The sequence below is a fragment of the Burkholderia sp. L-4 genome (assembly GCF_056856535.1).
Map to the genome: position 1 here is coordinate 59,048 of NZ_JBXEOX010000002.1, position 26,379 is coordinate 85,426.

Sequence of the window (26,379 nt, forward strand, 5' to 3'; positions counted from 1 at the left end):
GCATGTTCGATACGAAAGTAGCGCTGATCGTGCGCGACGATCTCGCCGCATGGCAAAAACTCAACGTGGTCGCGTTTCTCGCGACGGGGGTCGCGGCCGGCGCGCCCGACGCGCTCGGCGAACCTTACGAGGATGCGGCCGGCCGCCGCTACGGCCGGATGCTCGGCCAGCCGATGCTGGTATTCGCGGCCGACCTGAACGGGTTGCAGGCCGCGCACCGGCAGGCGCTATCGCGCGAACTGACGATCGTGCCCTACGTGCGCGCGATGTTTTCGACCGGCCACGACGCAGCCAACCGAGCGGCGTTTCGCGCCGAGGATGCGGCCAATCCCGATCTAGTCGGTCTGGCGCTGCACGGGCCGAAGAAGGCCGTGGACAAGGCGGTGAAGGGGCTGGCGTTGCATGCCTGAACGTCGCCGCGCGAAAGCTTGCCCGACGCGTCGGGTCAGCGATGCGCGAGCACGTTGACGAGCTTGCCGAACGGATCGCGCACGTAAAAGCGCCGCACGCCCCACGGCTCGTCGGCCGGCCCGTATTCGACGGGAATGCCGGCCGCGCGAACCCGTTCGAGCGCTTCGTCGACGTCGTCGACCTCGATCGACAGATCGGGGGTCGGCGTGCCCGATCCGCCCTGCGACGCGAAGCTGATCTGTACGTCCATCTGCTCGGCATTGCCGTAGGTCGCGATCCAGCCGTGATCCATCAGCAGGTCGAGACCGAAGATCTGCCGGTAGAAACGCGTTGCGTCGTCGACCGACCGTGTGTCGATGTTGGCGACGATCCGTTTGACTTTCATCGGGTTCCTTCGCGAGTCGGGTTGTCTCGCGACGCTACACCGGAATCGCCCGCGCGGCCAGCCCGTCAGCGCCCGGCCGCCTTCATCTCCGCCCGCCGCGCCCGCGGGGGCCGCTCGACGTGCCTGCCCGCCAGCCACACACCGATCGCGACGACGACGATGCCGAGATAGGTCGTCACCTCGATCCGGTCGCCGAACATCCATGCGGCCCACAACAGCGTCACCGGCGGCTCGAGATAGACGAGGGTCGCCACGCGCGTCGCAGGCATGCGCTTGAGCAGCGCCCACAGCGACAGGTACGCGATGAAGGTCGAGAACACCGTCAGCCACACGACCGACACCCATACGTTCGGCTGTGTCGGCACATGCAGGTTGCCCGTGACGATCCCGCACGCGGCGAACAGCACGAGGCTCACGCACCCTTGCACGAACAGCGGCAGGAACAGCCCGTCCTCGTTGCTGCGCGCGGCCGTCAGCGCGCGCCGCCGCTGATAGATCGTCGCGATCGACAGCCCCAGCGCGGACACCAGCGGCAACAGGTACATGACGATCCCGACCGACCCGGCCGGCAACGCATATTGCCCGCCGATCACGATGCCCACGCCGACGAACCCGACGACGAGCCCGGCCCACTGGCGCGCCCCGCTGCGCTCGCTGCCCTCGAGCGACGTCATCGCGGCCGTGATGAGCGGCTGCAACGCCGCGACGATCGCGGCGATGCCCGGCGGCAGCCCATGCTGAATCGCGATGTACACGCAGGTCAGGTAAAGAAACTGCGACAGGAAGCCGATCACCGCGTGATAGCGGATTTTTTCGAGCGTCAGGCGCCCCAGCCGCCGGTTGAGGACGACCGCCAGGCACAGCGTGACGAGCAGGAACCGCCAGAACAGCAGGTTGAACGCACCGGCCGTCTCCGCGCCGAGCTTCGCGCCGATGAAACCGGAACTCCACGACAACACGAAAACGAGCTGAAGCAGGAATAGCTGCATGGGGCGACGGCTCTCAGAAGGGGGCCGGAGACAGGCGCTGGTCGTCCAGGTCTTCGGGGCGAATCGGTTCGAGCCCCAGGCGTCGGTACTGCAATTCGGCGTCGTCCCGGAGGGCGCGCTGCAGCGCCAGCCAGTTGACGATCGTGCGCGGAATGCCGTCGTCCGACGCGAGATGCCAGAACCCGTTGTCGTCCTCGCGCGTGTACGGGCAATGAAACGACAGCACCAGCGACATGCGGCGTCCGGCCTCGACCGGCTCGACGCCATGGAACAGCTTGCTGCCGTAGATGAGCAGCGCGTCGCCCGCGCGGTCCAGGTTCGCGGTCTTCACATGCCGGCGTTCCCTGTCGTGACGATCGAACGTTTCCGCGGTCGATTCGTAGAACAGAAAGTTGCCGCCCTCGTAATCGGCGCGATCCGACAGCACGACATTCAGCACGAAACTCGTGCCGTCGGTATGCCACATGCCGAGCGGCGCGTTGCCGCCTTCGCGCGAGTCCGTCGGATAGTAGTAATTGAACTGCGACCGCGCATTGACCATCGGATACGGAATCAGCGGGGCGCCGGCAAGACGCGACACCCGCATCAGGAACGCGCGGTCGTGCATCATGTCGTCGATGAAGCGCGACCGGTTCGTCACCGCGCGCACGCGCTTCGAGATGATCCAGTTGCTGCTCGACGCGCTGCGCTCCAGCGCGCGGCCGATCTCGCGCAACGCGCTCACCGCCTCGTCGGAGAACAGCCCGCGCAGATGGCACACCGCGTTCAGCGAATCGGAACGCGTGCCGCGCATCGGCACCTCGCGATAGCCGAGATCGTCGAGGTTGCGGCGGTATCGCACCTCGTAACCGTCGCGCAGGCACGCGCTCGTCCAGCGCATCGGTTCCGTCGCTGCGTCCAGCGTGCCGTCGACGTTCACGCCGGCCGACAGCGACGTCCGCAACGCGAGCCTCACCCGGTCGAACCCGCGCGCAAACACCGGCAATGCATTTCCCTTGTTCATCGCGTGCCTCGCTGTCGGCATTCCGGCATTCAGCCCTTGAACTGCGCGATCTGGTAGACAACGCTGCCGTCCCCGCTGCGCAGCTCCTCGATCACGCGGCAATTGCCGTGGCTCAGGCGCACGTTGCGGAATTGCTCCGGCGTGTACTTCAGGCAGACGTTGGTGATCAGATGCCCGTCGGCGCCCGCCCTCGACACCGGTTGCAGCGTGACCGCGACGTGAAACTGGTCGCCGAGCAGATTGAGCCGCACGATCGACACATGATGCTCGCCGAGCGGCTCGAAGCCCTGCTGCCGGCTGACGATTTCGGAGAACCGCACCATGTTCTCGTTGCGGTAGAAGTTGTAGATCGGCTCTTCGCGCCCCTCCACGAGCAACTGCATCTCCGATACGACGTAGGTCGACTTCCCGCCGAGCGTGCGGATCAGCCGGCCGATCGTCACCGGCAACTCGTTGCCCTCCTGGAACCCGAGCATCGTGATGAACGTCACGTCCTGGCCCAAGTGGATGTGGTTCCACTGCACGTTCCGGTAATCGTCGGCGATGTAGTTGAAACAGCCGGGCGTTTTCAGGAACGGCATGATCGCGTGCCGCATCGCGTCTTCCGACGACTCGTTGATGTCGACGGCCGTGTAGCGCAGATGGTCCGGCCCGCCGCCGCTGACGGCCCTCATCAGCTCGGTCGTCTTGACCGGCTCGGGCCCGAGCTCGATGTAGTGGACATCGCGGCCGCGCGACAACGTGGCCAGCCGCTCGCTCAACGCGCCGATCGCTTCGCGCAACGAACCGTTGCCGTCGCGATCCGCACACAGCGCCGGGCTCCGCACGCCCAGCTCGTTCAGGTTTCGCATCAGCGAGAAGACTTCGCGCCCCGCTGCCCTCCGCCGCGCGTCATCGTCCGTGCGCTTCAGCGTCGAATACTTTTCGTGATTCTCGACCGTCCATACCGACTCCGCCTTCAGCTTCCTGTCCCGCACCAATGCATCTACGACAAAATCATTGATCGACATGAATCGTTCCCCGGATGCGTGCAACGCCCGACCGGCTGCCTGCCGTTGTCTGCCTGTTGACCCGAGAATATGGGATGCCCAATAATTCCGTCAATCGACATTACCTGAATCACTGATTCGGAAAAACCAAATCATGCCGCGCACCCTGGACGTCGACCTGCTGCGAACCTTCCACGCCGTCGCGAAGCTCGGCCGCTTCAAGGATGCGGCCGCTCACGTGAACCGCAGCCCGTCGTCGGTCACCGCGCAGATTCAGAAGCTGGAGGAAATGGTCGCGCAGCGCCTGTTCACGCGCAACAACCAGGCCGTCGAACTCACGCAGTTCGGCCACAAGCTGCTGAGCGACACCACCGAGTTCCTGCTGAGCCACGACCGGCTCGTCGAATCGCTGTCGCCGCAGATGCTGACCGGCAAGCTGCGGCTCGGCATCCCGGATTCGTACGCGGCGCACTTCATGGCGGAATTCCTGCCGCGCTTCGCCGCCGACCGGCCGCTGCTCGAACTGACCGTCGAGGCGCGCTCCAGCGAAGAATTGCAGCAGCTGTTCGCGCGCGGCCAGCTCGACATCACGATCGCCGTCGTGTCGAAAGCGCCGCCGCACGCCGAGCTGCTCAGCAAGACCCATCCGGTGTGGGTCGCCGCGCGCACGTTCAAGTTCAATCCCGATGCGCCGCTGCCGATCGCGGTGCAGCTGCAGGGCTGCCCGTATCGCGACACCGCGCTGAACGCGCTGAAGAAGGCGAAGATTGCGCACCGGATGCTGCTCGAGAGCGCCAGCTCGCCCGCGGTCGAAGCCTGCATCGCGAACGGCCTCGCGGTCGGGCTGATCGAGCACGATCGCGTGTCGGGCAACCTGACGAGCCATGTCGCCGGGATCGTGCTGCCCGATCTGCCGCCGCATCTGATCACGATCCTGACGGACGACAGCAATCGCGCCGCGCTGCATCTGCGCGACGTACTGAAAAGCACGTTCAGGATCGGGTAGGAAAAGCAAGGCCGGGAACCGGCCCTGCATGCGGAAACGTCGAGAGCCGGACACCGCCGGCCCGTTGCAGGCCGGCGGCTTCCCGTCGCTCAGCCGCCGAGATACGCCTGCTTGATACGGTCGTTCGCGAGCAGGTTCGCGCCCGTGTCCGCCAGCACCACGCGCCCCGTTTCGAGCACGTAGCCGCGATCGGCCACACCGAGCGCCTTGTTCGCGTTCTGCTCGACGAGAAACACCGTGACGCCTTCGTCGCGGATCGTCCGGATGATGTCGAAGATCTGCGCGATCACGAGCGGCGCGAGACCGAGCGTCGGCTCGTCGAGCAGCAGCAGGCGCGGCTTGCTCATCAGCGCACGGCCGATCGCGAGCATCTGCTGCTCGCCGCCCGACATCGTGCCGGCCCGCTGCGCCGCGCGCTCCTTCAGGCGCGGAAACAGCTTGAACACGTGCTCGATGCCGTCGTCGATCTCGTGGCGGCTCGCGAAGAAGCCGCCCATCTTCAGGTTTTCGAGCACCGTCAGGCTCGGGAACACGCGCCGCCCTTCCGGCGAGATCGCCATCCCCTGCCGCATGATCTGGTGCGTCGACATCGCGGTGATGTCGTTGCCCTCGAACAGCACGCGGCCCGACGAGGCGCGCGGCGTGCCGCACACGGTCATCATCAGCGTCGTCTTGCCGGCGCCGTTGCTGCCGATCAGCGTGACGATCTCGCCCTTGTTCACCTCGATCGACACGCCCGCGAGCGCCTCGACCGCGCCGTAGTGCGTATGGACCTGTTCCAGCTTCAGCATCACTCTTCCCCCAGATACGCCTTGATCACGCGCGGGTCGTTGCGAACCGCTTCCGGCGTGCCGATCACGATCGGCCGGCCGTGCTCCATCACGAGGATGCGGTCGGACACGCCCATCACGAGGCTCATGTCGTGTTCGATCAGCAGCACCGATACGCCGAATTCACGGCGCAGCGTGTCGATCAGGTGCTGCAGCTCGATCTTTTCCTGCGGGTTGAGGCCGGCTGCCGGCTCGTCGAGCATCAAAAGCCGCGGATCGGTGATCATGCAGCGCGCGATCTCCAAACGCCGCTGGTGCCCGTACGACAGCGTGCCGGCCGGGCGGTTGGCGACCGATGTCAGCCCCATCCGGTCGAGCCACACGGCCGCGCGCTCGAGCGCCGCCTTCTCCGCGTGACGATACGCGGGCGTCGCGAACAGCCCGTGCAGCAACCCCGCCTTCACCTTGCGATGCTGCGCGACGAGCAGGTTCTCGACGACGGTCAGCGACTTGAATAGCCGAATGTTCTGGAACGTCCGCACGAGGCCCTTCAGCGCGATCTTGTGGCTCGGCAGCCCGGCGATCGGGTGGCCGTCGAGTTCGACCGCGCCGCCGGTCGGCCTGTAGAAGCCGCCGACGCAGTTGAACACCGTGGTCTTGCCCGCGCCGTTCGGCCCGATGATCGCGAACACCTCGTCGCGGCGCACGTCGAAATCGATGCCGTCCACCGCGAGCAACCCGCCGAAGCGCATCTGCAGCCCGGCGACCTTCAACAGTTCCGTATTCACGCTCATCGCGGCAGCTCCACGTGGGGACGGCTCGCGGGCAGCAGGCCCTGCGGACGCCACATCATCATCAACACCATCACGAGACCGAAGATCAGCATCCGGTACTCGGCGAACCCGCGCGCGACTTCCGGCAGCACGGTCAGCAGGATCGCCGCGAGAATCACGCCGAGCTGCGACCCCATCCCGCCGAGCACGACGATCGCGAGGATCAGCGCCGATTCGATGAAGGTGAACGATTCCGGATTCACGAGGCCCTGGCGCGCCGCAAAGAACGCGCCGCCGATCCCCGCGAACGCCGCGCCGAGCGTGAATGCCGACAGCTTGATGCGCGTCGGGTTCAGGCCGAGCGAACGGCACGCGATCTCGTCGTCGCGCAGCGCTTCCCACGCGCGGCCCATCGGCATGCGGATCAGGCGGCTCGTCACGAACAGCGTGAAGCCGACCAGCACCAGCGCGATCAGGTACAGGAAGATCACCATGTGCTCGCCGCTGTATTCCAGCCCGATCAGTTCATGGAAGGTCTTCGCGCCTTCGACGCTCGCCGAGCGCGCCATCTCGAAGCCGAACACCGTCGGCTTCGGAATGCCCGAGATGCCGTCCGGGCCGCCGGTGAGGCTCGTCAGGTTGTTCGCGAGCAGGCGGATGATTTCGCCGAAGCCGAGCGTGACGATCGCGAGATAGTCGCCGCGCAGGCGCAGCACCGGGAAGCCGAGCAGGAAGCCGAACGTCGCCGCGGCGATCGCCGCGATCGGCAGGCACGCCCAGAACGACAGCCCGAAATACTGGTTCAGCATCGCGTACGTATAACCGCCGACCGCGTAGAACCCGACATAGCCGAGATCGAGCAGGCCCGCGAAACCGACCACGATGTTCAGCCCGAGGCCGAGGATCACGTAGATCAGCGCGAGCGTCGCGACGTCCACCGCACCGCGCGAGCCGAAGAACGGCCACACGAGCCCGACCGCGAGCAGCACCCAGATGATCGCGCGCTGCTGCCGCGCGCCCATCGCGGGCGCCGCCGGCAGTTTCACGGCCGCTTTCGCGCGCACGAGCCACGGCTTGAACAACTGGAACAGGAACACGGCCGCGACCGCGATCCACACCGGCCGCCAATGCGGCGTCAGCACGACCTGGTAGCCGTCGAGCTTCAGCTGCAGGCCGAGCACCGGGATCGTGAGGATCGCCGTCAGCAACGCGGCGGCCACGGCATTTTTCAGCGCCTGGCCGAGCGAAGCGTCGGCGGCCGGGCGGCGAACGGAAATGACTTGACTCATCTGCGTCTCCCTCAGACCTTTTCGATGTCCGACTTGCCGAGCAGGCCGGTCGGGCGGAAGAGCAGGATCAGCACGAGCAGCCCGAACGCGACGACGTCCTTGTACTCGGCCGGCATGTAGCCCGCGGCGAAGGTTTCGGCGAGGCCGAGCAGCACGCCGCCGAGCATCGCGCCCGGGATGCTGCCGATCCCGCCGAGCACCGCGGCGGTGAACGCCTTGATGCCCGCGACGAAACCAATATACGGATTCAGTTTGCCGATCGTCAGCCCGATCAGCACGCCGCCGACGGCCGCCAGCATCGCGCCGAGCACGAACGTGAACGAGATCACGCGGTTCGTGTCGATGCCGAGCAGGTTCGCCATCTTCATGTCCTCGGCGCATGCGCGGCACGCGCGGCCCATCCGCGAATGCGAGATGAACAGCGTGAGCGCGATCATCAGCACGAGCGTCACGCAGACGATCATCAGGCGCGAATACGGGACGGTCACGTCGAAGTCGCCGCCGAGATGGATGTCGAACGCGCCGGAGATCAGCACGGGCACGGACACGTCGCGCGCACCCTGGCCGATCTGCACGTAGTTCTGCAGGAAGATCGACATGCCGATCGCGGAGATCAGCGGCACGAGGCGCGGGCCGCCGCGCAGCGGGCGGTACGCGACGCGCTCGACCGCGAAACCGTACAGGCCGGTGACGATCACCGACACGATCAGTGCGGCGCCGAGCACGAGCGGCAGCGGATAACCGGCGGAAATGCCGATGGCCGTGAGGGTCACGAGGCCCACGTACGCACCGATCATGTAGATCTCGCCGTGGGCGAAGTTGATCATGCCGATGATGCCGTAGACCATCGAGTAGCCGATGGCGATCAACGCATAGATCGCGCCCAGCGTCAGGCCGTTGACCAGCTGCTGGGCGAATTGCGGAAAGAAGTCAGTCATGTGCGGGAAGCTCCCGTTGGCGCTGGGTCGCCTGCCGCCGCCGGATCACGGCGTTCGGCCGCGCGCAACGCACGGTGTCGTCTCGGGCCGCCCGTTGGCCGCGCGATGGGCCGATGCGCGGCCAATACGCGCCCGCCCCGTCCGGGTCTCGGACAGGGCGGGCGCGCGGGCGGGTACGCCGTATTACTTGGCGGCGGTCTTCGTCGCGTCCTTGTGCCACGTGTAGACGACGAACTTGAACGCCTTCAGGTCGCCCTGCGCGTCGTACGCGACCTTGCCGATCGGCGTGTCGAACGTCGTCTTGTGCATGTACGCGGCGACCTTCGTCGGGTCGGTCGTCTTCGCTCCCGCGATCGAGTCGGCGATGATCTTCACCGCTGCGTACGACGGCATCTGGAACGGGCCGTTCGGGTCGCGCTTCTTGTCCGCGAACGCCTTCACGAGCGCCGCGTTGGCCGGGTCCGCGGAGAAGTCGGCCGGCAGCGTGACGAGCATGCCTTCCGAGGCCGGGCCGGCGATCGCCGTCACGTCCTTGTTGCCCACGCCTTCAGGCCCCATGAACGTGGCCTTCACGCCCTGCTCGCGCGCCTGGCGCATCAGCAGGCCCATTTCCGGGTGGTAGCCGCCGAAGTAGACGAAATCGACGCCCTGCGACTTCAGCTTCGTGATGATCGCCGAGTAGTCCGAATCGCCGGCGTTGATGCCTTCGAACAGCACGACCGGGATCTTCGCGGCCTCGAGGTCCTTCTTCACCGACGACGCGATGCCCTGGCCGTACGACTGCTTGTCGTGCAGGACGGCGACCTTCTTCGGCTTCACGTTGTTGATGATGTAGTGCGCGGCGGCCGGCCCTTGCTGGTCGTCGCGGCCGATCGTGCGGAAGATGAAGTGGCGCTTCTTGCCTTCGGTCAGCTGCGGCGCGGTCGCCGACGGCGTGACCATCACGATGCCTTCGTTCTCGTAGATGTCCGAGGCCGGGATCGTCGAACCCGAGCACACGTGGCCGATCACGTACTTGATCTTCTGGCTGACGATCTTGTTGGCGACGGCGACAGCCTGCTTCGGTTCGCACGCGTCGTCCATCATCACCACTTCGAACTTGTTGCCGCCCGCACCGCCTGCCGCGTTGATCTGTTCGATCGCGGTCAGCGCGCCGGCCTTCACCATGTCGCCATACTGGGCGACCGAGCCGCTCATCGGACCAGCAATGGCGATCTTCACGGTTTCCGCTTGCGCGGCGGCGGCGCCGGCGGCGAACAGCACGGCGGCAACGGAAATGGACGTAAGACGGGACAGCGTCATCTGGGAGCTCCTCGATGTTGTTTAGTCATACGGGCAAAGGCGGCATGACTTGCGCAATCGAACAGCACCCGGGGCGAGGACATGGGACACGCCCGAGACACATAGAAGACGGAACTCCAGCGGAATGTTGCGTAGCGGGGCCCGGCTCTTGCAGTCCCCGGAGGGGGACGTCTGGTTCGGAAAGACATCGTGATGCGTCTTGCATTGCGCAAGCGTTTCGCCTGCCCCGCTTGCCAGATCGCTGGTTCGGAGGGATGGTCCGACAGCCATTGGCAAGGCAGTCGAAATTATATGGGCGTTTTTAAATCGTCTGTCAAAAATGCCTGTCGACTGAGGGAAAACACGTAGGGTTTGGGTGTTGTACGGTGGCGACGAGGGCGCAACCCCGGTGGGGCGGGAACGTTTGCGTGGGGTGCAATCGGGTTGCGATAACAGGTGGCGGGATAGATCGGTGCCTTGTCGTGCAAGGGTTTGGGCGATTCTTCGCCGAGTCCGGCACGATCGGAGGGTGCCAGGAGGCCGATCGCGAAAAATCAATCAACTGACGATTGGGGCAGCAAGCACCAATGAGGGGCGTTCGCGCGAAGCGGTAAAACCTTCCGTTCGCCGACGATTTCATCGTCACAGAAAGCAAATTGTTATTTTCATGAAATAATACGAACTCGCTTCTGCAATCCAGCCAGCCTTCCCGCGAACCGCGCCACCGCGCTTCGCCGCGTCGCTTCAGGGCCGCACCAACGCCCGTCCGTCGTTCAGTCTCGCCAGCCAGTGATCTGCCGTTTTTCTCCATGCACATCACCTGATTGGGATCGCTGATGAGTCACGCTCTTCGCTTGTCTTTCGCCGCTGCGTTCGTGTGGACGCTTTCCGTTTCCGTAGCCGATGCCTCGGAGCGCGGCACGCTGGCCGATCGGTCGGCCGGCGCCAATGTGTTTCGCTCGGAGCGTCGTGCTGCCGGTCGCGACGAGGTGCGTGCGCGGCGCGTCACTCGACGCGCGCAGTATGCCGTGCCCGCGGAACGCAGCCCGTTCGATACGCCCGATACGCGGCCGTTGCGAGTGTCCGGCAATACGCTCGAAGCGAAAACGCCGGCCGGACATGCATCCGGCTTCGTCTTGCCTGCGAATCGCGTCGCGCTCGGCGCGGGCGGCAGCGACAGCCTCGGGCGCGCGTTGCCCGGATCCGAACAGCGCGCACGGAACTGGAACGAATACCTGCGGAACAACGGTTCGAAACCGGTCGGCAGCGGCGAGGCGTATGCGCCGACGCGGCCGTACGATGCCGCACGCGGTCCGCACGGGACGCCGAATCCGTACGATCCGTCCGTACCGCAACCGGAAACACGGACGTTTTTCGACAACGGCGCGGGCACGCATTGCACGGCTACCGGAGGCGCGGGGACGTCGTGGTCGTCCTGCAATATCGCCTGGTGACGCAGGGTGGTAACGCCGCGCGGCGCGTCAATCCAAGTCCGCGCATGCGCGCCCGTTCGCGACCTCATCCTGTCCGCGCTATGCAAACCCGTACAGCTTCGCGGGGTTCGCAACGAATATCAGCTGCTGCCAGTCCGGACGCCCGATCCAGCCGGCGATCACGTCCAGCAGGCTCGCGTCGTCCGGCTTGTCCGTCTTCTGCGTCGGGTGCGGCCAGTCGGTGCCCCAGAGCATGCGCTCCGGCGCCATGCCGATCAGCGCCTTCGCGACCGGGGCGACGTCCTCGTAGGCAGGCGCGCCCGTCTTGCTGTCGACGTACGGGCCGGACAACGTGATCCACGTATGGCCCTTGTCGACGAGGCGTTGCGCGGTACGAAGCGCGGCCGACGCCAGCCCGCCGGGCTGCGGCACGTGCGCGATATGGTCGATGACGAGCGGACAAGGCAGCGCCGCGAGATGCGGCTCCAGCTCCGGCAGCCGCGCGCCCTGCACCACCAGCTCGATGTGCCATCCGAGGTTCGCGATACGCGCGGCGAGCGGCGCCAGCATGTCGAGCGTCGTCGCGCCCGGATAGCTCAGGTTGAACCGGATCGCACGGATGCCGCCGCGATCGAGCACCCGGAGTTCGTCGTCGCTCACGGTGCCGTCGACGACGGCGACACCGCGCGCGTCGCCGCCGAACTGCGCGATCGCCGCGAGCGTGCAGCGATTGTCCGTCCCGTACGTCGACGGCGTCACGACCACGTTGCGCTTCACGCCGATCCGCGCCTGCACGCGCCGGTATTGCGCGACGGTCGCATTCGGCGGTCGCAGCGTCGTGCCCGGCGCGACCGGGAACCGGTCGTCGTAGATGTGCATGTGACAGTCGATCGCCCCGTCGGGCAGCCGGAACGCCGGCGGCTCGATGCCGCTCGACCACGTTTCGTCGGCGGCGGCCGGCCTCGGCAATGCAGCCGAAGCCAGCGTCGCGCCGGCGATCCGGAGGAATTCACGCCTCGCCATGCGTGCCATGATCAGATGGTCCCCGTCTTGCCGACCAGCTTGCCGGCCGCATGATTGCGCGTGAGCAGCAGCAGCGTCGCGACGCTCACGAGCGTGAGGATCGCGAGCGGCATCAAGGCGAGCGCGTAGCTGCCCGTCGCGGCCTTCACCCACCCGTACACGTTCACCATCAGCCCGCCGCCGAGCAGGTTCGCGATCGCATTGACCGTCGCGAGCCCGGCCGCCACGGTGCTGTTGGACAGCATGTCGGTCGCGAGTGCCCAGAACGGCCCCTTGAACGAATACGCGCCGACCAGCACCGCGCAGAGCATGCAGACCGTCGGCAGCAGCGAGCCGCTCAGCGACGTCGCGAACAGGCCCACGCCGATCAGCAGCATCGGCACGGCCGTGTGCCAGCGCCGTTCGCCGACACGGTCCGAACGCCGGCCCCAGTAAACCATCAGCACGGAGGCCACCGCGTACGGCACCGCGTTCAGCAGGCCGGTCTGCATGACGGTCAGGCCGAACGACTTGAGCAGCTGCGGCTGCCACACGGACAGCGTGCTGCCCGCCGCGGACGCACACGTGTCCACGAGCGCGAGGCACAGCACGTAGCGGTTGCGGAACAGCTGCGTGAGCGGCAGCGACGGCACCTTCTTGCGGGTCTTGTGGCCGGCGGCAAGCGCGCCCGAGAGCCACGCGCGCTCGTCGTCGTCGAGCCACCTCGCGTTCTCCGGCTTGTTCGTCAGCATGAACAGGCATGCGATGCCGAGTAGCACGGTCGGAATGCCTTCGAGGATGAACAGCCAGTGCCATCCGCGCAGGCCCCAGACGCCGTCCATCTGCAACAGCAGCGCGGAGATCGGCGAGCCGATGAAGCTCGCGGCCGGAATCGCGACCATGAACGTCGCGACGATGCGCGCACGATACTGCGCGGGAATCCAGTACGACAAATAAAGCAGCACGCCCGGGAAGAAGCCGGCTTCGGCCGCGCCCAGCAGGAAACGCAGCACGTAGAACGTCGTCGCGTTGTGCACGAGCGCGGTCGCCGCCGACACGATGCCCCAGGTGATCATGATCCGGGCGATCCAGATCCGCGCGCCGTATTTCTGCAGCGCGAGATTGCTCGGCACTTCGAAAAAGAAGTAGGAAATGAAGAACAGGCTGCTGCCGAAGCCGAAGACCGTCGCCGACATCCCGAGGTCGTGGTTCATCTGCAGCGACGCCATCCCCACGTTGCCCCGGTCGATAAAGGCAAGCAGGTAGCAGATCATCAAAAAGGGAATGAGTCGCCAGACGACCTTTCGTATGGTCCGGCGCTCGATCGCGGACGCTTCCATGAACCCGGTTTGCATGTTGTCTCCGTTTATTGTGCGCCTGGGCGCGTTCCTGTGAACCGTTGCCACGCGATGACCGCCATGACGCCGCACGCGAGCACGGCGGCCATTGCCGCGAAGGTGTGTCGCACGCCGAGCGCCTCGGATGCGCTGCCGACGAGCAGGTAACCGAACGGCATCGTGCCGTTGTAGGCCATGCCGTACATCCCGACGAGCCCGCCGCGCACGTGATCCGGGCACTGGCGCTGAATGGTCGCGTTCGTCGACGTGGCCGCGAACGTGAGGCTGAAGCCGAGCGCATAAAACGCGGGAATCGATCCGGCCGCATCGGTCGTCGCGGCCAGCACGGCAAGCGCGCCGACCGCCGTCCACGGTGCATACGCGATGAACCGGTGCGACGCGCGCGGCCCGAATGCCGACGACAGCAGCACCGCCGCGCTCAACGAGCCGGCGCCGGCGCACGCGAAGAACACGCCGGTAAAGCGCGCCGCATCGTGAAAACCCTGGTCCGCGAGCAGCGGCACGAGCGTCTGGTAGCTGCCGGCGAACAGGCCGATGCACGCGAGAATCGGCAGATAGCGGGCCGAGAACGCATCGGACAGGACATAGCCGACCGCATCGCGCAGGCCGCTCTCCGCGCGCGACGGGCGGCCCGCCGACGCGGTCCGGATCGACCGCACGCACGCCGCCATGAAGCACAGCGCGAGCGCATAGATCGCAAACGACGTCCTTGGCCCCAGCGTCGGATAGACGAATCCGGCGATGGTCGGGCCGACCATGCGCCCGACGTTGTAGACCATCGTGTTCATCGCGACCGCGTTGGAGGTATGCGTCGCGTCCTGCAGGCTCGTCAGCAGCAGCACCTGCCGCGCGGGCGTTTCCACCGCGCTCGACACGCCGATCGCGAGCGCATGCGCGAGGATCAGCTTCACGCCGAGCAGGCCGAGCAGCGACAACGTGAAGAGGCTGCCGGTCAGCAGCAGCGACGCCGTCAGCACGCACAGCGTCACGCGGCGCGCGTTGGCCGAACCGATGCGGGAGCCTGCCACCGGCGCGACGATCAACTGCGGCCCGTACAGCAGAAAGTTGAGCAGCGCGAGGATCGCCCCCGAGCCGGACAGGTGATAGACCAGCAGATTCAGCGTGACGTTCTGCGTCCAGCTGCCGAGCACCGACGCGACCTGCCCGCTCAGATAGCGCCGCAGCGACGCCTCGGACAGCGCCGGAAACAGCGTGCTCACCCACCCCGCTCGCGTTGCCACGCTCATGACAGCGCCTTTCCGCGCGTTTCGGGCGCGAACAGCACGACCGCGGCCGCGGCGACGAACGCGACGATCGTCGTCGCGAGACCGAGCACGAAACCGCCCGACGTCGACGCCAGCGCGCCGATGATCAACGGCGCGATGAAGCCGCCGAGCCGCCCGCCGTTGTACGCGAGGCCCATGAAGAACCCGCGCGATGCCGTGTTGCCGATGATCTCCGCGAGGAACGGGCCGGCGCCCGCGAAGATGCCGTTCACGCTGAAGCCGGTCAGGAAGATCGCGGTCATCAGCAGCCACGGATTCGCCGACACGATGTACACGCCCACGGCCATCGCGCCGACCAGCAGATAGGCCAGGAACATCGGCCGCCGGCCGAGCCGGTCGACCCATGCCGAGAACAGCAGAAACCCGGCAATCGCGCCGAACTGCAGCGCAAGCACGAACTTGAGGCTATGCACGAAGTCGAGGTGCTTCACCGTGACGAGGAACGTCGGCGTCCACGTGAATACGCCCCAGTAGAGGTACTGCAGGAAGAAGATGAAGCAGAAGGCGGTGAGCAGGCCGCGCACGTTCAGCTTCTCGTGACTGGCCGTGTCGAGCTTGCGGGCGTGCAGCTTCGCGTGCCGGCGTTCGAGCCAGATCGGCGATTCCGGCGTCTTGCGCGCGACCCAGAACAGGATGAAGAACGGCGACGCGCCGATCAGGAACAGCAGACGCCAGCTGTCGCCGGCCAATCCGCCATGCGCGGCGCCGACGATGCCCGAGATCACGATCGCGAGGATCGCGCCGACCGGCAAGCCCATCTGCATCAGCGCGCCGCCCTTGCCGCGCCGGCTCGGATGCCAGGTCTCCGCGATGAGCGCCGCGCCGGCGGTCCAGGTGCCGCCCATGCCGAGCGCGCCGAAAAAGCGCAACGCGGCGAACGAATGCGCGTCGGGCGCAAATGCGATCAGGCCGGAAAACAGCGAGTAGATGCCGACACACAGCAGCGCGGTGCGCACGCGCCCGATCCGGTCCGACACGAAGCCGAACAGAATGCCGCCGACGATCTGTCCGGCCGCCGTGACGCTCGTGAACAAACCGAGCTGCGCCTTGCTCAGCCCGAACTGCAGCGCGAGCGTCGGCAGCAGCAGCGAAAGCAGGAACGAGTCGTAGCTCTCGAAGGTCCAGCCGAGCCCCGCGAGCGTCAGCGAACGCCGCTCGATACGGGTCATGCGCGTACCGCCTTTTTCCGCGGCAGCGGACGCCCTCTCCTGCGTCGCCACGGTTGCACTCGTCTTCATGGGTTGTCTCCGGGAATTGCGACGCGATACGTCGATGCGGCCGTCCGGCTGAACAGCGCGGCCTTTTCATCGGCCGACATCGCCGACGCGAGTCGTTTGAAGGCGTTCCACAGCACGCGATAGCCGAACATCCCCTTGTCGACGGGGAAGTTGCTCTCGAACATGCAGCGATCGACGCCGAAGCATTCGACGCAGGTATCGAAATACGGCTGCCACGCGGCCGCCAGTTCCTGCGACGACGGCGGCAGGTCGCGCGCGGCGAAATCGAAACCGAACACGCTCATGCCCGCGCCGCCGAGCTTCATGCGCGTGTTCGGCAGCGCGGCGAGACGCGCGAGTTGCCGTTGCCATTGCGCACGGACTTCCGCATGCCGGCCGGCATGCGGGCCCACGCCGACCGGGCCGCCGAAATGGTCGATGACCACGACGACGTCCTCGCATGCGCGCGCGAGTTCGTACAGGTCGTCGAGCTGCGTGTGATAGACCCAGGCGTCGAGCGACAATCCGTAGCGAGCGAGCGTCGTCACGCCCCGCCGGAAAGCCGGATCCGACATCCGGTCGCGCGGCGGCGTGACCGGGCTCGATCGCACGTCGGGGCTCGCATGCCACGCGAGCGGATTGCGGATCCCGCGCAGTCGTCCGCCGGACACCTGCAGCATCGTGTCGAGCACCGCATCGAGCGCCGCGCCGAGCGACAGATCGGCGCCGCCTACGATGGCCTCGCAGCATCGCGCGGGGCCGTATGCGCCGCTTTCGAACATCGCGGCGATGCCGCTCGCGAATTGCACTTCGCCGACCGGCTTGAGCGCATCCGGCCCGCTGGCACGCAACATCGAGCGACACTGCACGTAGACCGTCGACACGACCCGATGCCCGCTGCGCACGTCCGCGCCGAATTCGTCCGCGAGATAGCGCCCGGTCTGGCGGTCCCACAGGTGATGATGGGCGTCGACGATGGCAAGCTCGGGTTCGAGCACCGGCTCGTCGCGCAATGCGAGCCACTCGGGCCTGACGGGCAGATGGGGCGCGTGAACGGTCTGCATCGCGATCGCCTTAGAATTTCTGGCGCATGCCGATCACCACGCCCGTCTGGTTGTGATCGGGTGCGACCGTGCCGTAGCCGTTCACGCCAAGCGCGGAGCCGCCCTTGTTGCGCGCGAAACCGGCCGTCGCGTAGACATCGGTGCGCTTCGACAGCAGATAGTCCGCACAGAGCACGGCGAGCCACGGATCGGCACTGGTCGAATGCACGTCCTGGTAATACGCCGTTGCCGTGACCACGAACGCCGGCGACACCGCGTATTGCGCGCCGGCCCAGTACAGGTTCGCCGCGCTGGCTTCGGCGCCGTTCGCGACACGGATCGGGTTCGCCGGCAGGAACGCGTTCGACGCATGCAGGTAGCGATAACCGGCGAATCCCTTCACCGGTCCGATCGCATACGACGCGGCGGCCGTCGCGCGACGCTCGGTGCCCGTGTTCGTCGCGACGGTGTTGCTGTTGCGCTGCTCGTACGACACGCTCGCGGCGAGCGGCCCCTGCGCGAAACTCAACGCGCCGCTGAAGAAGCGGCCGGTGAGCTGCGCGCCCGGCACCTCGGCGCCGTATCCGGTGTCGTAGCGGGTGCTGTACATCGCTTGCGCCGTGAGCGGACCGAACACGCCGGTGTATTTCGCCGAATTGTCGATACGCGCGGCCGCCGCGTAGTCGAGCGACAGCACCGAATAGCGCGACGACGCGCCCATCGGGTCGAACGCCACGGCCTGTTCGTAGAAGAGCGAGTTCTGGCGGCCGAACGTCAGTTGCTGCCCTCGATAAGACAGCCCCACCCACGCCTGCCGGCCGAAAATCCGCGACGTCGTGGCGGCGTTCGCACCGAGGCCTTTCGTCGACTGCGCGGTCGTGCCGTCATTGATGTTGAAGCCGTCTTCCAGCTGGAAAATGGCCTTCATGCCGCCGCCGAGCTCCTCGACGCCCTTCAGTCCCCACCGCGAACCGGACAGGTTGCCCGATGCTTCGCGCGTCTGCGCGCCGCCGGTGCTCGTATTGTTGATGTGTTCGATGCCGACGTCGGCAATGCCGTACAGCGTGACGCTGCTTTGCGCATGTGCGACACCGCCCCCCAACGCCGCGCTCGCGACGGTGACGGCGCCGAGCACGAAGCGGGATTTCGGGCGGGCATTCTGGCTGGCCTGATTCGACAACATGGAGTCTCCAAACTGTTTTTTGTGGGTGGGTCTGACGAAGAAATATTCACGTCCTGCGGGCGGCGAGCGCTTCGCCGGCGCACGAGCCCGGATCGCCGAGCCATGCAATGGTCAGCGCACCGAGCAGCAGCACGGCCGACACGGCGACGAGCGGCGTGGTGAAACCGCCGGAGAACTGCTTGAGCGCACCGATCAGCGACGGTCCGACGAAGCCGCCGAGGTTGCCGACCGACACGATCAGCGCGAGGCCGCCGGCGGCGGCCCGGCCGGTCAGGAATCCGGACGGGATCGCCCAGTAGGTCGCCTGAAACGCGAGGATCCCGCTCACCGTGACGCACAGCGCGATCAGCTTGAAAACCGGCGCATGAATGAAGGCGCTCGCGCACAACGCCACGGCGGCGACGGCCAGTGCGCCGGCGACATACGGAATGCGGTTGGCCGCACGATTGGCGACCCGCGCCCACCACAGCATCGCGACGGCACCGATTGCATACGGAATGGCCGTCAGCCAGCCGACCACCGCGTGTTCGACGCCGAACTGCTTGATGATCTGCGGCATCCACAGGCCGACGCCAAGCGAGCCGACGATCCCGCAGAAGTTGATGAACGCAAGCACGAACACGCGCCAGTTCGTCATGGCATCGCGCAGGTTGCTGCCGTGCTTCGCGCCGATGTCGCGCTGCTCGAACGCGAGGCGCTTCGCGAGCGATGCCTTCTCTTCGTCACTGAGCCACGCGGCTTTCTCGGGACGGTCGGCCAGCACGAACAGGCACGCGATGCCGAGCATCACGGCCGGCACGCCTTCGATCAGCAACAGCCACTGCCAGCTGCGCAGCCCGTGCAGGCCGCCGAGTTCGAGCAGCGCGCCGGAAACCGGCGAGCCGATCATGTTCGCGACCGGAATGCCGACGAGGAACGCGGCCGTCACCTTCGCGCGCCACTTGCCGGGAAACCAGTGCGTGAAATACAGATAGATGCCGGGCGTGAACCCCGCCTCGGCGAGCCCGAGCAGAAAACGCGCCGCCGCAAAGCTCTTCGGTCCGACGACGAACGCCGTCGCCATCGAGAACAGGCCCCACGTGATCATGATTCTCGCGATCCACACGCGCGCGCCGACCTTCTGCATGATCAGGTTGCTCGGAATCTCGAACAGGAAATAGCCGATGAAGAACAGGCCGGCGCCGATGCCGAACTGCTCGGCCGTGAGACCGAGATCCTTGTTCATCGTCAGCGCGGCAAAACCGACGTTGGTCCTGTCGAGATAACTGATCACGTAGCAGACGAAAATGAACGGCAGAATGCGCCGGAACGCCTTGGCGAGCGTGCGCTCGCTGGCCGCGTAATCGTCGGCGGCCAGACGCTCCGCGGCTTGCGCGGCGGCGCGCGGTGCGTCCTCGCCGGCATGCAACACGTGCGAAATGGTCATGCTTGTCTCCTTCGTCGCGCGGCTGGCGGCGCGATCTTTCGGCATGCGGGCGGGAAGCCGACGCGCGGCTTCCCGGCTCGTGGTCTCAGTCCTGCTTCGCTGCCTGTTTCGGCAGCGGGCCGGCAACGGTCATGTCCGCTTTCAGGATGGAACCCGACGTCGCTTCGGTGATGAAAAGCGTCTTCATGTCCGGGCCGCCGAAGCACACGCTCGTGAGCGACGCGCCTTTCGGTCCGGTCAGGATCTCGACGGGCTCCGCGCAGTGGTTGAGCACCCACACGCGGCCGAGCCCCGGATTCGCGACGAACAGGCGGCCGTCGAGATCGACGGTGAGGCCGTCGGGGCCGCTCGGTCCGTAGGACGTGAAGAACTGGCTGACCTTCGTGACCGAGCCGTCGGCCTGCAGCGGCATGCGCCACACGGCATTGCCGCGCGTCATCGCGACGAACAGCACCTTCTCGTCGCGCGACAGGACGAGTCCGTTCGGGCTCGGGCAGGTATCGAGCAGCATGTCGAGCTTGCCGTCGGGCGACAGCCGGTACACGCGGCCCGTCGGATCGTGCAGGCCGGTCTGCCCCTGGTCGGTGAAATAGAGGTTGCCGGCCGAGTCGAACGTCAGGTCGTTCACGCCCTTGAAGCGCTCGGTGTTGCGGCGCTCGAGATACGGGCGGACTTCACCGCGCTCGATATCGAGCAGCATCACGCCGTTCCGGTAGTCGGTGATGATCAGGTGTGACGCGTCGAAGCGCTTCATCCCGTTGGGCTCGCCGTCGTATTCGGCGACGAGTTCCCAGTCACCTGACGGTGAAATGCGGAAGATGCGCCCGTGCGGAATGTCGGTAACGAACAGGTAACCGTCCGGATCCCAGACCGGCCCTTCGAGAAAGGAATCCGTGACCATTCCGCCGCGATTCGCGCGCGCCCATTCCGTGCGGACGTCCGGCTTGCGAAACTTCTCCGGCATGCGCGTGAAGACTTCGGCCTCGCGCACGTCGGGATTCGTCAGATAAAACATGCGTACCTCGATGTCCAGGGTTCAAGCCGCGCTGTGCGCGCGTTCGTCCAGCACCGCGAGGAGGTTGGCGGCCGCGCCCTTGCCCATGTTCACGTACGCGGCATCGCTCACGCCGCCGACATGCGGAGACAGAATCGCGTTGGGGATCTGCTGGAACGGGTGCGGCACCGCCATCGGTTCAACGTCGAAGCTGTCGAGCCCGGCCGCGCGCAAGTGACCGCTCGTCAGTGCGTCGGCAAGCGCGGCTTCGTCGATCAAGCCGCCGCGGGCGGTATTGACGAGGATCGCGCCGCGCTTGAAACGCGCGAGCGTGTCGCGGTCGAGCATCCGGCGGTTGTCGGCCGTCAACGGACAATGCAGCGACACGACGTCCGACTCCGCGTACAGCGTGTCGAGCGGCACCCGCTTCACACCGGCGGGCACTTCCTTCGCGAACGGATCGAACGCGACAACCTTCATGCCGAACGCCGCGCCGATCGCGGCCACGCGCCGACCGATCGCGCCGAGCCCGACGAGGCCGAGCGTGCGGCCGTCGAGTTCGACGGACTTGTGCGTCGACTTGTCCCAATGGCCTTCGCGCATGCGGGAATCGAGCTGCGGAACCGACTTCGCACACGCGAGCAGCAGCGCCCATGCGTGCTCGGCGACGGCGGCCGCATTCGCGCCGACCGCGGCACGCACCGCGATGCCGCGTGCGGCGGCGGCGTCCTGATCGATCACGTCGATGCCGCTGCCGTGCTTCGAAATCACCTGCAGGTTTTCGGCGGCGTCCATGATGCGCGCGTTGATCTTGCCGTACCGGACGATGATCGCGACCGGCTTGTGCGCGATGCAGAGCGCGACGATGTCGTCTTCGGTCGGCTGCTTGCCGGCGAACACGACGTCGAACTGCGTGAGCATGTCGAGCGCTTGAGCCGCAAGGTCGGCGGCGGTCACGAGGACGACGGGCTTATGCGAAGCGGTCTGCATCACAGCGCCTCGCCTTCGGCCAGCATGCCGGCTGCGCGCAGTTCCTTCTCGATCCAGCCCGGACGAACGTCGCCCTTGTGGATCGCCGCGATACGCGCCGTTTCGGCATCGAGCTTTTTCTGCGCCAGATCGACGATGCGCGCGACGTCGGCGCGCGCAACGACGACGACGCCGTCGGCGTCGCCGACCACCAGGTCGCCCGGATTGACCGCCGTGCCGCCCAGCGAGATCGGCGCATTCACGCGCCCCGCGACACTTTTGGTCGGGCCGCACGGATTGAGGCCGGCCGAGAAGATCGGATAGTCGCCGTTGGCCAGTTCATGCGCATCGCGCACCGCGCCGTCGATGATGATGCCGGCGATGCCGCTCGCCTTCGCCTGCGCCGCCATGATTTCGCCGAGCAGCGCGCACGAGATGTCGCCCTTGCCGTCGACCACGACGACGTCGCCCGGCTTCGCGACGGCGAGCGCCGCATGGATCGCCAGGTTGTCGCCCACGCGGACTTCGACCGTGATCGCGGGGCCGGCGACCTTCATCTTCGGCGACAGCGGCCGCACGCGGCCATGCACGGTGCCGCGGCGGCCGGCGACGTCGGCCAGGATCGCCGCTTGATAGCGGGCGGCGGCCTGAACGAGTTCGGGCGACACGCGTTCGATGTCGCGAATGATCGGGGAAGTGCTGACGGGTGGCTTGCTCATGATTCGACCTCGGGTTGTGCGTTGTACTCTGTACAACAGTGGTGTACATCGTGAAATCACTATAACCAGAGGGCGAGCATCATGGCACTGGCGTTTACCCTTTTACGTGGTAAACCGTCGTTTTACTCTGTACAATCCCTGTTGCATGTCGACAGGAGAGAAGAGATGGGAAATGAAGGGGTCGTTGCCGTGGAAAAGGCGCTTTCGCTGCTGGACTGCTTCAAGCCCGGTGCCGAATCGCAGTCACTCGCGATGCTGTCGCAGGCATCCGGCATGCACAAGACGACGGTCTATCGGCTGATGAACTCGCTGGAGCGAATGGGCTATGTCGTGCGCGCGCAATCCGGCAACTATTCGCTGGGACATCGTGTGCTGTACCTCGGCAAGCTGTACGAGCAGTCGTTCCATCTGTCCACGGTGGTTGAACCGGCGCTGCACGCGCTGGCCGCGCTGACGAAGGAAAGCGCATCGTACTACGTGCACGACAGCGGGCAGCGGCTTTGCCTGTTTCGGGCCGAGCCGTCCGAAGGCCTGCGTGAAACGCGGCTCGCGGGGACGATGCTGCCGCTCGACGACACGGCCATCAGCCAGGTGATCCGCTTCTGGGGACTCGGCGAACCGATCTATGACAAGCCGCCTGCGCTGCCCCTCTTCACCGCGGGTGCGCGCGACGTGCACACGGCAGCGTTCGCGGTGCCGATCTTCGGCGCCGGCGACAAGTTCATGGCGGCACTGACGCTTTCCGGTCCTGCGTCTCGTCTCAGCGCCGCATACGAGTCGGGCGAGCTGGATCGACCGCAACTGGATGCGGCCGCCGATCTGTCCCGGAAGCTGGGCGCGAGTGTCGCGCTCTGCGAAAACATCTACGGCACCTGATCCTTGCGGCGACCAACGCATGGTTCAGGTCGGCGCTGAAGCAACAGCGGTTGCCCAAGTCGCCGCGCGTTGGCTCGAGCTGACGACTGGAACTGGCGATACAGCGCCATTCCGCTACGCGTGCGTAGCGTGCCAACGCGGACTGTCTTGCCTGCCGGCATCGCGCTTCACGCAGAACAACGATGCCCGTCACCTCGGCGAAATCACAATCGCCGCCCGCCGATTCTGCGCCCGCCCGGCCGGCGTCCGGTTATCCCCTACCGGATCACGCTTCCCTTTCCCCGCGATCGCGATCTGCTTCGCATCCAGCCCGACGTCGACCAGCTCGGCGGCCACCACCTCCGCCCGCCGCTTCGACAACTCGAGATCGTATTTCTCCGTCCCGCTGTCATCCGAGTAGCCATACACCCGCACGCCGTTGATCCCCGACGACCGCAGCGTCCGCCCGATCCGTTCGACGATCCGCCGCACGTCCGGCTTGAGGTTGTACCGGTCGAAATCAAACAGAATGGGCCCGGTGGACCCGAACTCGAACCCCTGTCCAGTCTCCTGGAACCCGGCTGATTTCAGCGCCGTGACCTGCGTCTGCGTCAGCCCGCGATGAAGCGGCGGCGGCGGCGGCGTCTTGCAGCCCCCCAGCAGCATGCCCAGCAGCAATGCGCTTCCCACGCACAGCCGCTCCATGCTTACAGGAAACGAGTGGTTCATTTCGCATCCCCTTCGAGTGCGCCCTTGTTGAACGCGCTTCTTGTCAATCGCTGCCGCGGCCTCGCCCGCGGCGCGAAACGTTCATCCTCAAGCCGATCCGACCACCCCCTCCGCCAATTGCCAGGAGCCCGGCCGCGCACGCTTGGCGCGGTACATCGCGGCATCCGCCGCCCGCAGCAGGCCGCTCGCGTCCGACGCGTGATCGGGATACAGCGCAACGCCGGCACTCATCATGGTGGCCACCATGCGGCCGTCGGACAGCTCGATCGACGGCGCCATGCCGGACAAAATCCCGTCGGCGATCCGGCATACGCTGCCCGCTTCGGGCACCGCCGCCAGCATCACCGCAAATTCGTCGCCGCCCAGACGGGCAACGAGATCGGCCTCGCGCACCTGCGTACGCAGCCGCGACGCGATGCCGACCAGCACCGCGTCGCCGGCATCGTGGCCGAGACAATCGTTGATTTCCTTGAAGCGGTCGCAGTCGAGATACAGGACGGCAACCCGCTGCCCCGTCAAAGTCGCGTCGCACAGCGCAAGCGCGAGGCGCGATTCGAACTGCGCGCGGTTGGGCAGCCCCGTGAGCGCATCGTGCGTCGCCTTGTGCTCGAGCGACGCGTTCTCGTCGCGCAGCGTGTTCTGCCAGTCCTCGAATTCGTCGAGCAATGCATTGAAGTCGTCGCCGAGCTGGTTCAGTTCGGCGATCGCCACCGGTTCGACGCGCCGCGCAAAGGCGCGCTCGCGCCGCACCGCGTGAGCGACGCCCGCCAGCGCGCGCAGCGGCGAAACGATGTTGCGCAGCAGACGCTTCGAGCTGACATACGCGCCGAACACGCTGACGGCCAGGCAGCCGAGAATGCCGCCCACGCCGCCAAGCAGGAAGCCGAAGAACTGATGGCCGCGCCCGCGCACGACGACGTGTCCGACAATGATGCCGTCGTGCAGCACCGGGACGGTCACCGGCCCGGGCAGCGCCACATCCGCCACGGCGCGTTCGAGCCGCGCGATGCCGTTGCCGGCAGGCAATTGCCACGTCGCGAACAGTTGCCCCTTGCTGTCCGTGACGACCACCTGTGCGACATCCTCGTCGCTGGCGATCAATCCGATCGCCTCGTTCGCCGCGACGCGATCGCCGAACACGAGCGCCGCCTCGACCGTGTAACCGAGCGAGCGCGCGAGCAGGTTCAGGTTGTTGCCCGCGTACGCGCGCAACGCGATCACGGCGACGATGATCAACGACACGGCCGCCATCGTCATCGCGATGAACGCGAGGCGCAGGTGCGCCCGACGCAGCACGCTTTGCAGCGTCGGGCGCGGCATGCGGGAAGCGGAAACGGGGAGCGCGGACCGTGTCATGGCGTCACCGGCCGCCGGGCGAGGTTGAGCACGTTCGGGTGCACACGCACGCCGCTGCGCGCGACGGCGTCGAGATTGATGTCGAACGACACGCGATCGCCGTCGACACTCAGGCAGAACATGCCGCCCGCGGTGCAGGACGAATCGTGTTCCGAGATCGTCAGCACCGGATGACCGGCCACCGCGGTTCTCACCCGCGCGCGTTCGTCATTGCTCAGCGTGCCGAGGTAGACGATGTCGCATGCGATGCCGAGCGCCGGATCGTCGGGACGTACGCGCTGCACGTCGACCAGCGTCGAGCCGGCCTCCAGCGTGTCGGTCAGGCCGCGCGCGTAGTCGGGCCGGCCCGTGACGCACAGATGCAGGCGAACGGGCGTGGTCGGCCAGCGCGTGAAGCTGACGATGCCGAGCACGACCTGGCGCACGGCGGAGTCGTGTGAGGAATGGGCCGAGTCGGCGTGATCGACATGATCGGCAGGGCTTGCGGCGGCGGCGAGGTGCATGGGATCGACCGGAACGTCGGTATCGACGGGCGCCCCTGCGAGCACGGCGGGCACCGCGCCCAACCAGCAAACGATTGCGAACAGCGCGTGGCGCAGCGAAGCGGCTCGGCCGAGACGGCCGGACACCGTCCGCGCGGCGATGGGCGCCGCGCCCGCTGACGTCGCTGCAGTCGCGAGACCGACAGCCGACGCGCACACTTTCGCATCCATGATGGCAACATCCGCTGGCGTCGCTCCGGCGCTGCCCCTCGCCTCTTCCCATGCGCGTGCAGGCACCGAATTACGCGCATGATGGCTTCATCTTAGGTAAAAATTCGGATGACCAAGCAGTGGGAAACACCCGATAAAACGTCGGAAAGTATGCGGAATCGGTACTGCGTCACGACGATGCGAGCGAAGGCGATAACCGGCGTCGATCCGGTGTCGACGCCGGTAGATTGGTCAGCGGATTGGATGCCCGCGGGCGGCAAAC

26 protein-coding genes are annotated in these 26,379 nt (G+C 66.5%); 4 read left to right on the plus strand and 22 right to left on the minus strand.

The window, feature by feature from the left end; translation table 11 throughout:
* Window positions 1–2 precede the first annotated feature (2 nt).
* Window positions 3–410 carry a DUF2000 domain-containing protein gene (locus AC1VVG_RS17050; RefSeq protein ID WP_034186158.1) on the plus strand — a complete coding sequence of 136 codons (408 nt, stop codon included), beginning with the start codon at window positions 3–5 and terminating at the stop codon, window positions 408–410.
* 35 nt (window positions 411–445) lie between these two features.
* Here the strand turns inward: AC1VVG_RS17050 and AC1VVG_RS17055 are convergent, their stop codons facing one another.
* The 4 genes from AC1VVG_RS17055 to AC1VVG_RS17070 form a co-directional block, all read right to left on the minus strand.
* Window positions 446–796: a VOC family protein gene (locus AC1VVG_RS17055; RefSeq protein WP_034186157.1), complete on the minus strand. Its 351-nt coding sequence runs from the start codon at window positions 794–796 to the stop codon at window positions 446–448.
* A 65-nt stretch (window positions 797–861) separates the two neighbouring features.
* Window positions 862–1,785, minus strand: a complete 924-nt coding sequence (locus tag AC1VVG_RS17060; RefSeq protein WP_034186156.1) for a DMT family transporter — start codon at window positions 1,783–1,785, stop codon at window positions 862–864.
* Between the two features lie 13 nt (window positions 1,786–1,798).
* Window positions 1,799–2,788, minus strand: a complete 990-nt coding sequence (locus AC1VVG_RS17065; RefSeq protein ID WP_301742236.1) for a 2OG-Fe(II) oxygenase — start codon at window positions 2,786–2,788, stop codon at window positions 1,799–1,801.
* Window positions 2,789–2,817: 29 nt separating this feature from the next.
* Window positions 2,818–3,798: a hypothetical protein gene (locus tag AC1VVG_RS17070; RefSeq protein ID WP_069245987.1), complete on the minus strand. Its 981-nt coding sequence runs from the start codon at window positions 3,796–3,798 to the stop codon at window positions 2,818–2,820.
* A 133-nt stretch (window positions 3,799–3,931) separates the two neighbouring features.
* Between AC1VVG_RS17070 and AC1VVG_RS17075 the strand changes: the two genes are divergently transcribed.
* Window positions 3,932–4,783, plus strand: a complete 852-nt coding sequence (locus AC1VVG_RS17075; protein WP_034186154.1) for a LysR substrate-binding domain-containing protein — start codon at window positions 3,932–3,934, stop codon at window positions 4,781–4,783.
* Window positions 4,784–4,872: 89 nt separating this feature from the next.
* Here the strand turns inward: AC1VVG_RS17075 and AC1VVG_RS17080 are convergent, their stop codons facing one another.
* From AC1VVG_RS17080 to AC1VVG_RS17100, 5 genes are all read right to left on the minus strand, one after another.
* Window positions 4,873–5,574: an ABC transporter ATP-binding protein gene (locus tag AC1VVG_RS17080; protein ID WP_006484776.1), complete on the minus strand. Its 702-nt coding sequence runs from the start codon at window positions 5,572–5,574 to the stop codon at window positions 4,873–4,875.
* Window positions 5,574–6,347 (minus strand): high-affinity branched-chain amino acid ABC transporter ATP-binding protein LivG, encoded by a 774-nt coding sequence (gene livG / locus AC1VVG_RS17085; protein WP_034186153.1) that lies wholly within the window; start codon window positions 6,345–6,347, stop codon window positions 5,574–5,576. Before livG ends, AC1VVG_RS17080 begins: the two co-directional genes overlap by 1 nt.
* The gene (locus tag AC1VVG_RS17090; protein WP_049035043.1) at window positions 6,344–7,615 is read right to left on the minus strand and encodes a high-affinity branched-chain amino acid ABC transporter permease LivM; all 1,272 of its coding nucleotides are present in this window, start codon (window positions 7,613–7,615) and stop codon (window positions 6,344–6,346) included. The genes livG and AC1VVG_RS17090 overlap by 4 nt, the downstream gene beginning before the upstream one ends.
* Window positions 7,616–7,626: 11 nt before the next feature.
* On the minus strand, window positions 7,627–8,553 hold the full coding sequence (livH, locus tag AC1VVG_RS17095) for a high-affinity branched-chain amino acid ABC transporter permease LivH (protein WP_034186151.1): 927 nt from the start codon (window positions 8,551–8,553) through the stop codon (window positions 7,627–7,629).
* Window positions 8,554–8,736: 183 nt separating this feature from the next.
* Window positions 8,737–9,855 carry a branched-chain amino acid ABC transporter substrate-binding protein gene (locus tag AC1VVG_RS17100; protein ID WP_006484706.1) on the minus strand — a complete coding sequence of 373 codons (1,119 nt, stop codon included), beginning with the start codon at window positions 9,853–9,855 and terminating at the stop codon, window positions 8,737–8,739.
* 833 nt (window positions 9,856–10,688) lie between these two features.
* Between AC1VVG_RS17100 and AC1VVG_RS17105 the strand changes: the two genes are divergently transcribed.
* Complete coding sequence (locus tag AC1VVG_RS17105) at window positions 10,689–11,288, plus strand: hypothetical protein (protein ID WP_482835923.1); 600 nt, start codon at window positions 10,689–10,691, stop codon at window positions 11,286–11,288.
* Window positions 11,289–11,366: 78 nt separating this feature from the next.
* On the opposite strand, the gene AC1VVG_RS17110 is transcribed toward AC1VVG_RS17105, so the two are convergent.
* From AC1VVG_RS17110 to AC1VVG_RS17155, 10 genes are all read right to left on the minus strand, one after another.
* Window positions 11,367–12,299, minus strand: a complete 933-nt coding sequence (locus AC1VVG_RS17110) for an amidohydrolase family protein (protein WP_175026785.1) — start codon at window positions 12,297–12,299, stop codon at window positions 11,367–11,369.
* Window positions 12,300–12,301: 2 nt separating this feature from the next.
* Window positions 12,302–13,624 (minus strand): MFS transporter, encoded by a 1,323-nt coding sequence (locus tag AC1VVG_RS17115; RefSeq protein ID WP_034186147.1) that lies wholly within the window; start codon window positions 13,622–13,624, stop codon window positions 12,302–12,304.
* Window positions 13,625–13,635: 11 nt separating this feature from the next.
* On the minus strand, window positions 13,636–14,874 hold the full coding sequence (locus AC1VVG_RS17120; RefSeq protein WP_124669636.1) for an MFS transporter: 1,239 nt from the start codon (window positions 14,872–14,874) through the stop codon (window positions 13,636–13,638).
* The gene (locus tag AC1VVG_RS17125; protein ID WP_482835924.1) at window positions 14,871–16,151 is read right to left on the minus strand and encodes an MFS transporter; all 1,281 of its coding nucleotides are present in this window, start codon (window positions 16,149–16,151) and stop codon (window positions 14,871–14,873) included. The genes AC1VVG_RS17120 and AC1VVG_RS17125 overlap by 4 nt, the downstream gene beginning before the upstream one ends.
* Window positions 16,148–17,194: an amidohydrolase family protein gene (locus AC1VVG_RS17130; protein ID WP_124607630.1), complete on the minus strand. Its 1,047-nt coding sequence runs from the start codon at window positions 17,192–17,194 to the stop codon at window positions 16,148–16,150. The genes AC1VVG_RS17125 and AC1VVG_RS17130 overlap by 4 nt, the downstream gene beginning before the upstream one ends.
* Before the next feature lie 10 nt (window positions 17,195–17,204).
* Window positions 17,205–18,356: a porin gene (locus AC1VVG_RS17135; protein WP_049031329.1), complete on the minus strand. Its 1,152-nt coding sequence runs from the start codon at window positions 18,354–18,356 to the stop codon at window positions 17,205–17,207.
* Between the two features lie 46 nt (window positions 18,357–18,402).
* Window positions 18,403–19,782 carry an MFS transporter gene (locus tag AC1VVG_RS17140; protein ID WP_059556966.1) on the minus strand — a complete coding sequence of 460 codons (1,380 nt, stop codon included), beginning with the start codon at window positions 19,780–19,782 and terminating at the stop codon, window positions 18,403–18,405.
* Between the two features lie 85 nt (window positions 19,783–19,867).
* Entirely contained in the window at window positions 19,868–20,797 is a 930-nt protein-coding gene (locus tag AC1VVG_RS17145; protein ID WP_034186142.1) for an SMP-30/gluconolactonase/LRE family protein, read from the minus strand.
* A 21-nt stretch (window positions 20,798–20,818) separates the two neighbouring features.
* Window positions 20,819–21,766, minus strand: coding sequence for a hydroxyacid dehydrogenase (locus AC1VVG_RS17150; RefSeq protein WP_482835925.1), 948 nt, complete (start codon window positions 21,764–21,766; stop codon window positions 20,819–20,821).
* On the minus strand, window positions 21,766–22,464 hold the full coding sequence (locus tag AC1VVG_RS17155; RefSeq protein ID WP_034186141.1) for an RraA family protein: 699 nt from the start codon (window positions 22,462–22,464) through the stop codon (window positions 21,766–21,768). Before AC1VVG_RS17155 ends, AC1VVG_RS17150 begins: the two co-directional genes overlap by 1 nt.
* 165 nt (window positions 22,465–22,629) lie before the next feature.
* Here AC1VVG_RS17155 and AC1VVG_RS17160 point away from each other — a divergent pair, with 165 nt between their 5' ends.
* Window positions 22,630–23,340, plus strand: coding sequence for an IclR family transcriptional regulator (locus AC1VVG_RS17160; RefSeq protein WP_034186140.1), 711 nt, complete (start codon window positions 22,630–22,632; stop codon window positions 23,338–23,340).
* Window positions 23,341–23,529: 189 nt separating this feature from the next.
* Here the strand turns inward: AC1VVG_RS17160 and yfiB are convergent, their stop codons facing one another.
* The 3 genes from yfiB to yfiR form a co-directional block, all read right to left on the minus strand.
* Window positions 23,530–24,048, minus strand: coding sequence for an outer membrane lipoprotein YfiB (gene yfiB, locus AC1VVG_RS17165; protein WP_034186139.1), 519 nt, complete (start codon window positions 24,046–24,048; stop codon window positions 23,530–23,532).
* Between the two features lie 87 nt (window positions 24,049–24,135).
* Window positions 24,136–25,404, minus strand: coding sequence for a diguanylate cyclase DgcN/YfiN (gene dgcN, locus AC1VVG_RS17170; protein ID WP_482835926.1), 1,269 nt, complete (start codon window positions 25,402–25,404; stop codon window positions 24,136–24,138).
* Window positions 25,401–26,117, minus strand: coding sequence for a regulatory sequestration protein YfiR (yfiR, locus tag AC1VVG_RS17175; RefSeq protein WP_482835927.1), 717 nt, complete (start codon window positions 26,115–26,117; stop codon window positions 25,401–25,403). Before yfiR ends, dgcN begins: the two co-directional genes overlap by 4 nt.
* Window positions 26,118–26,379: the final 262 nt, after the last annotated feature.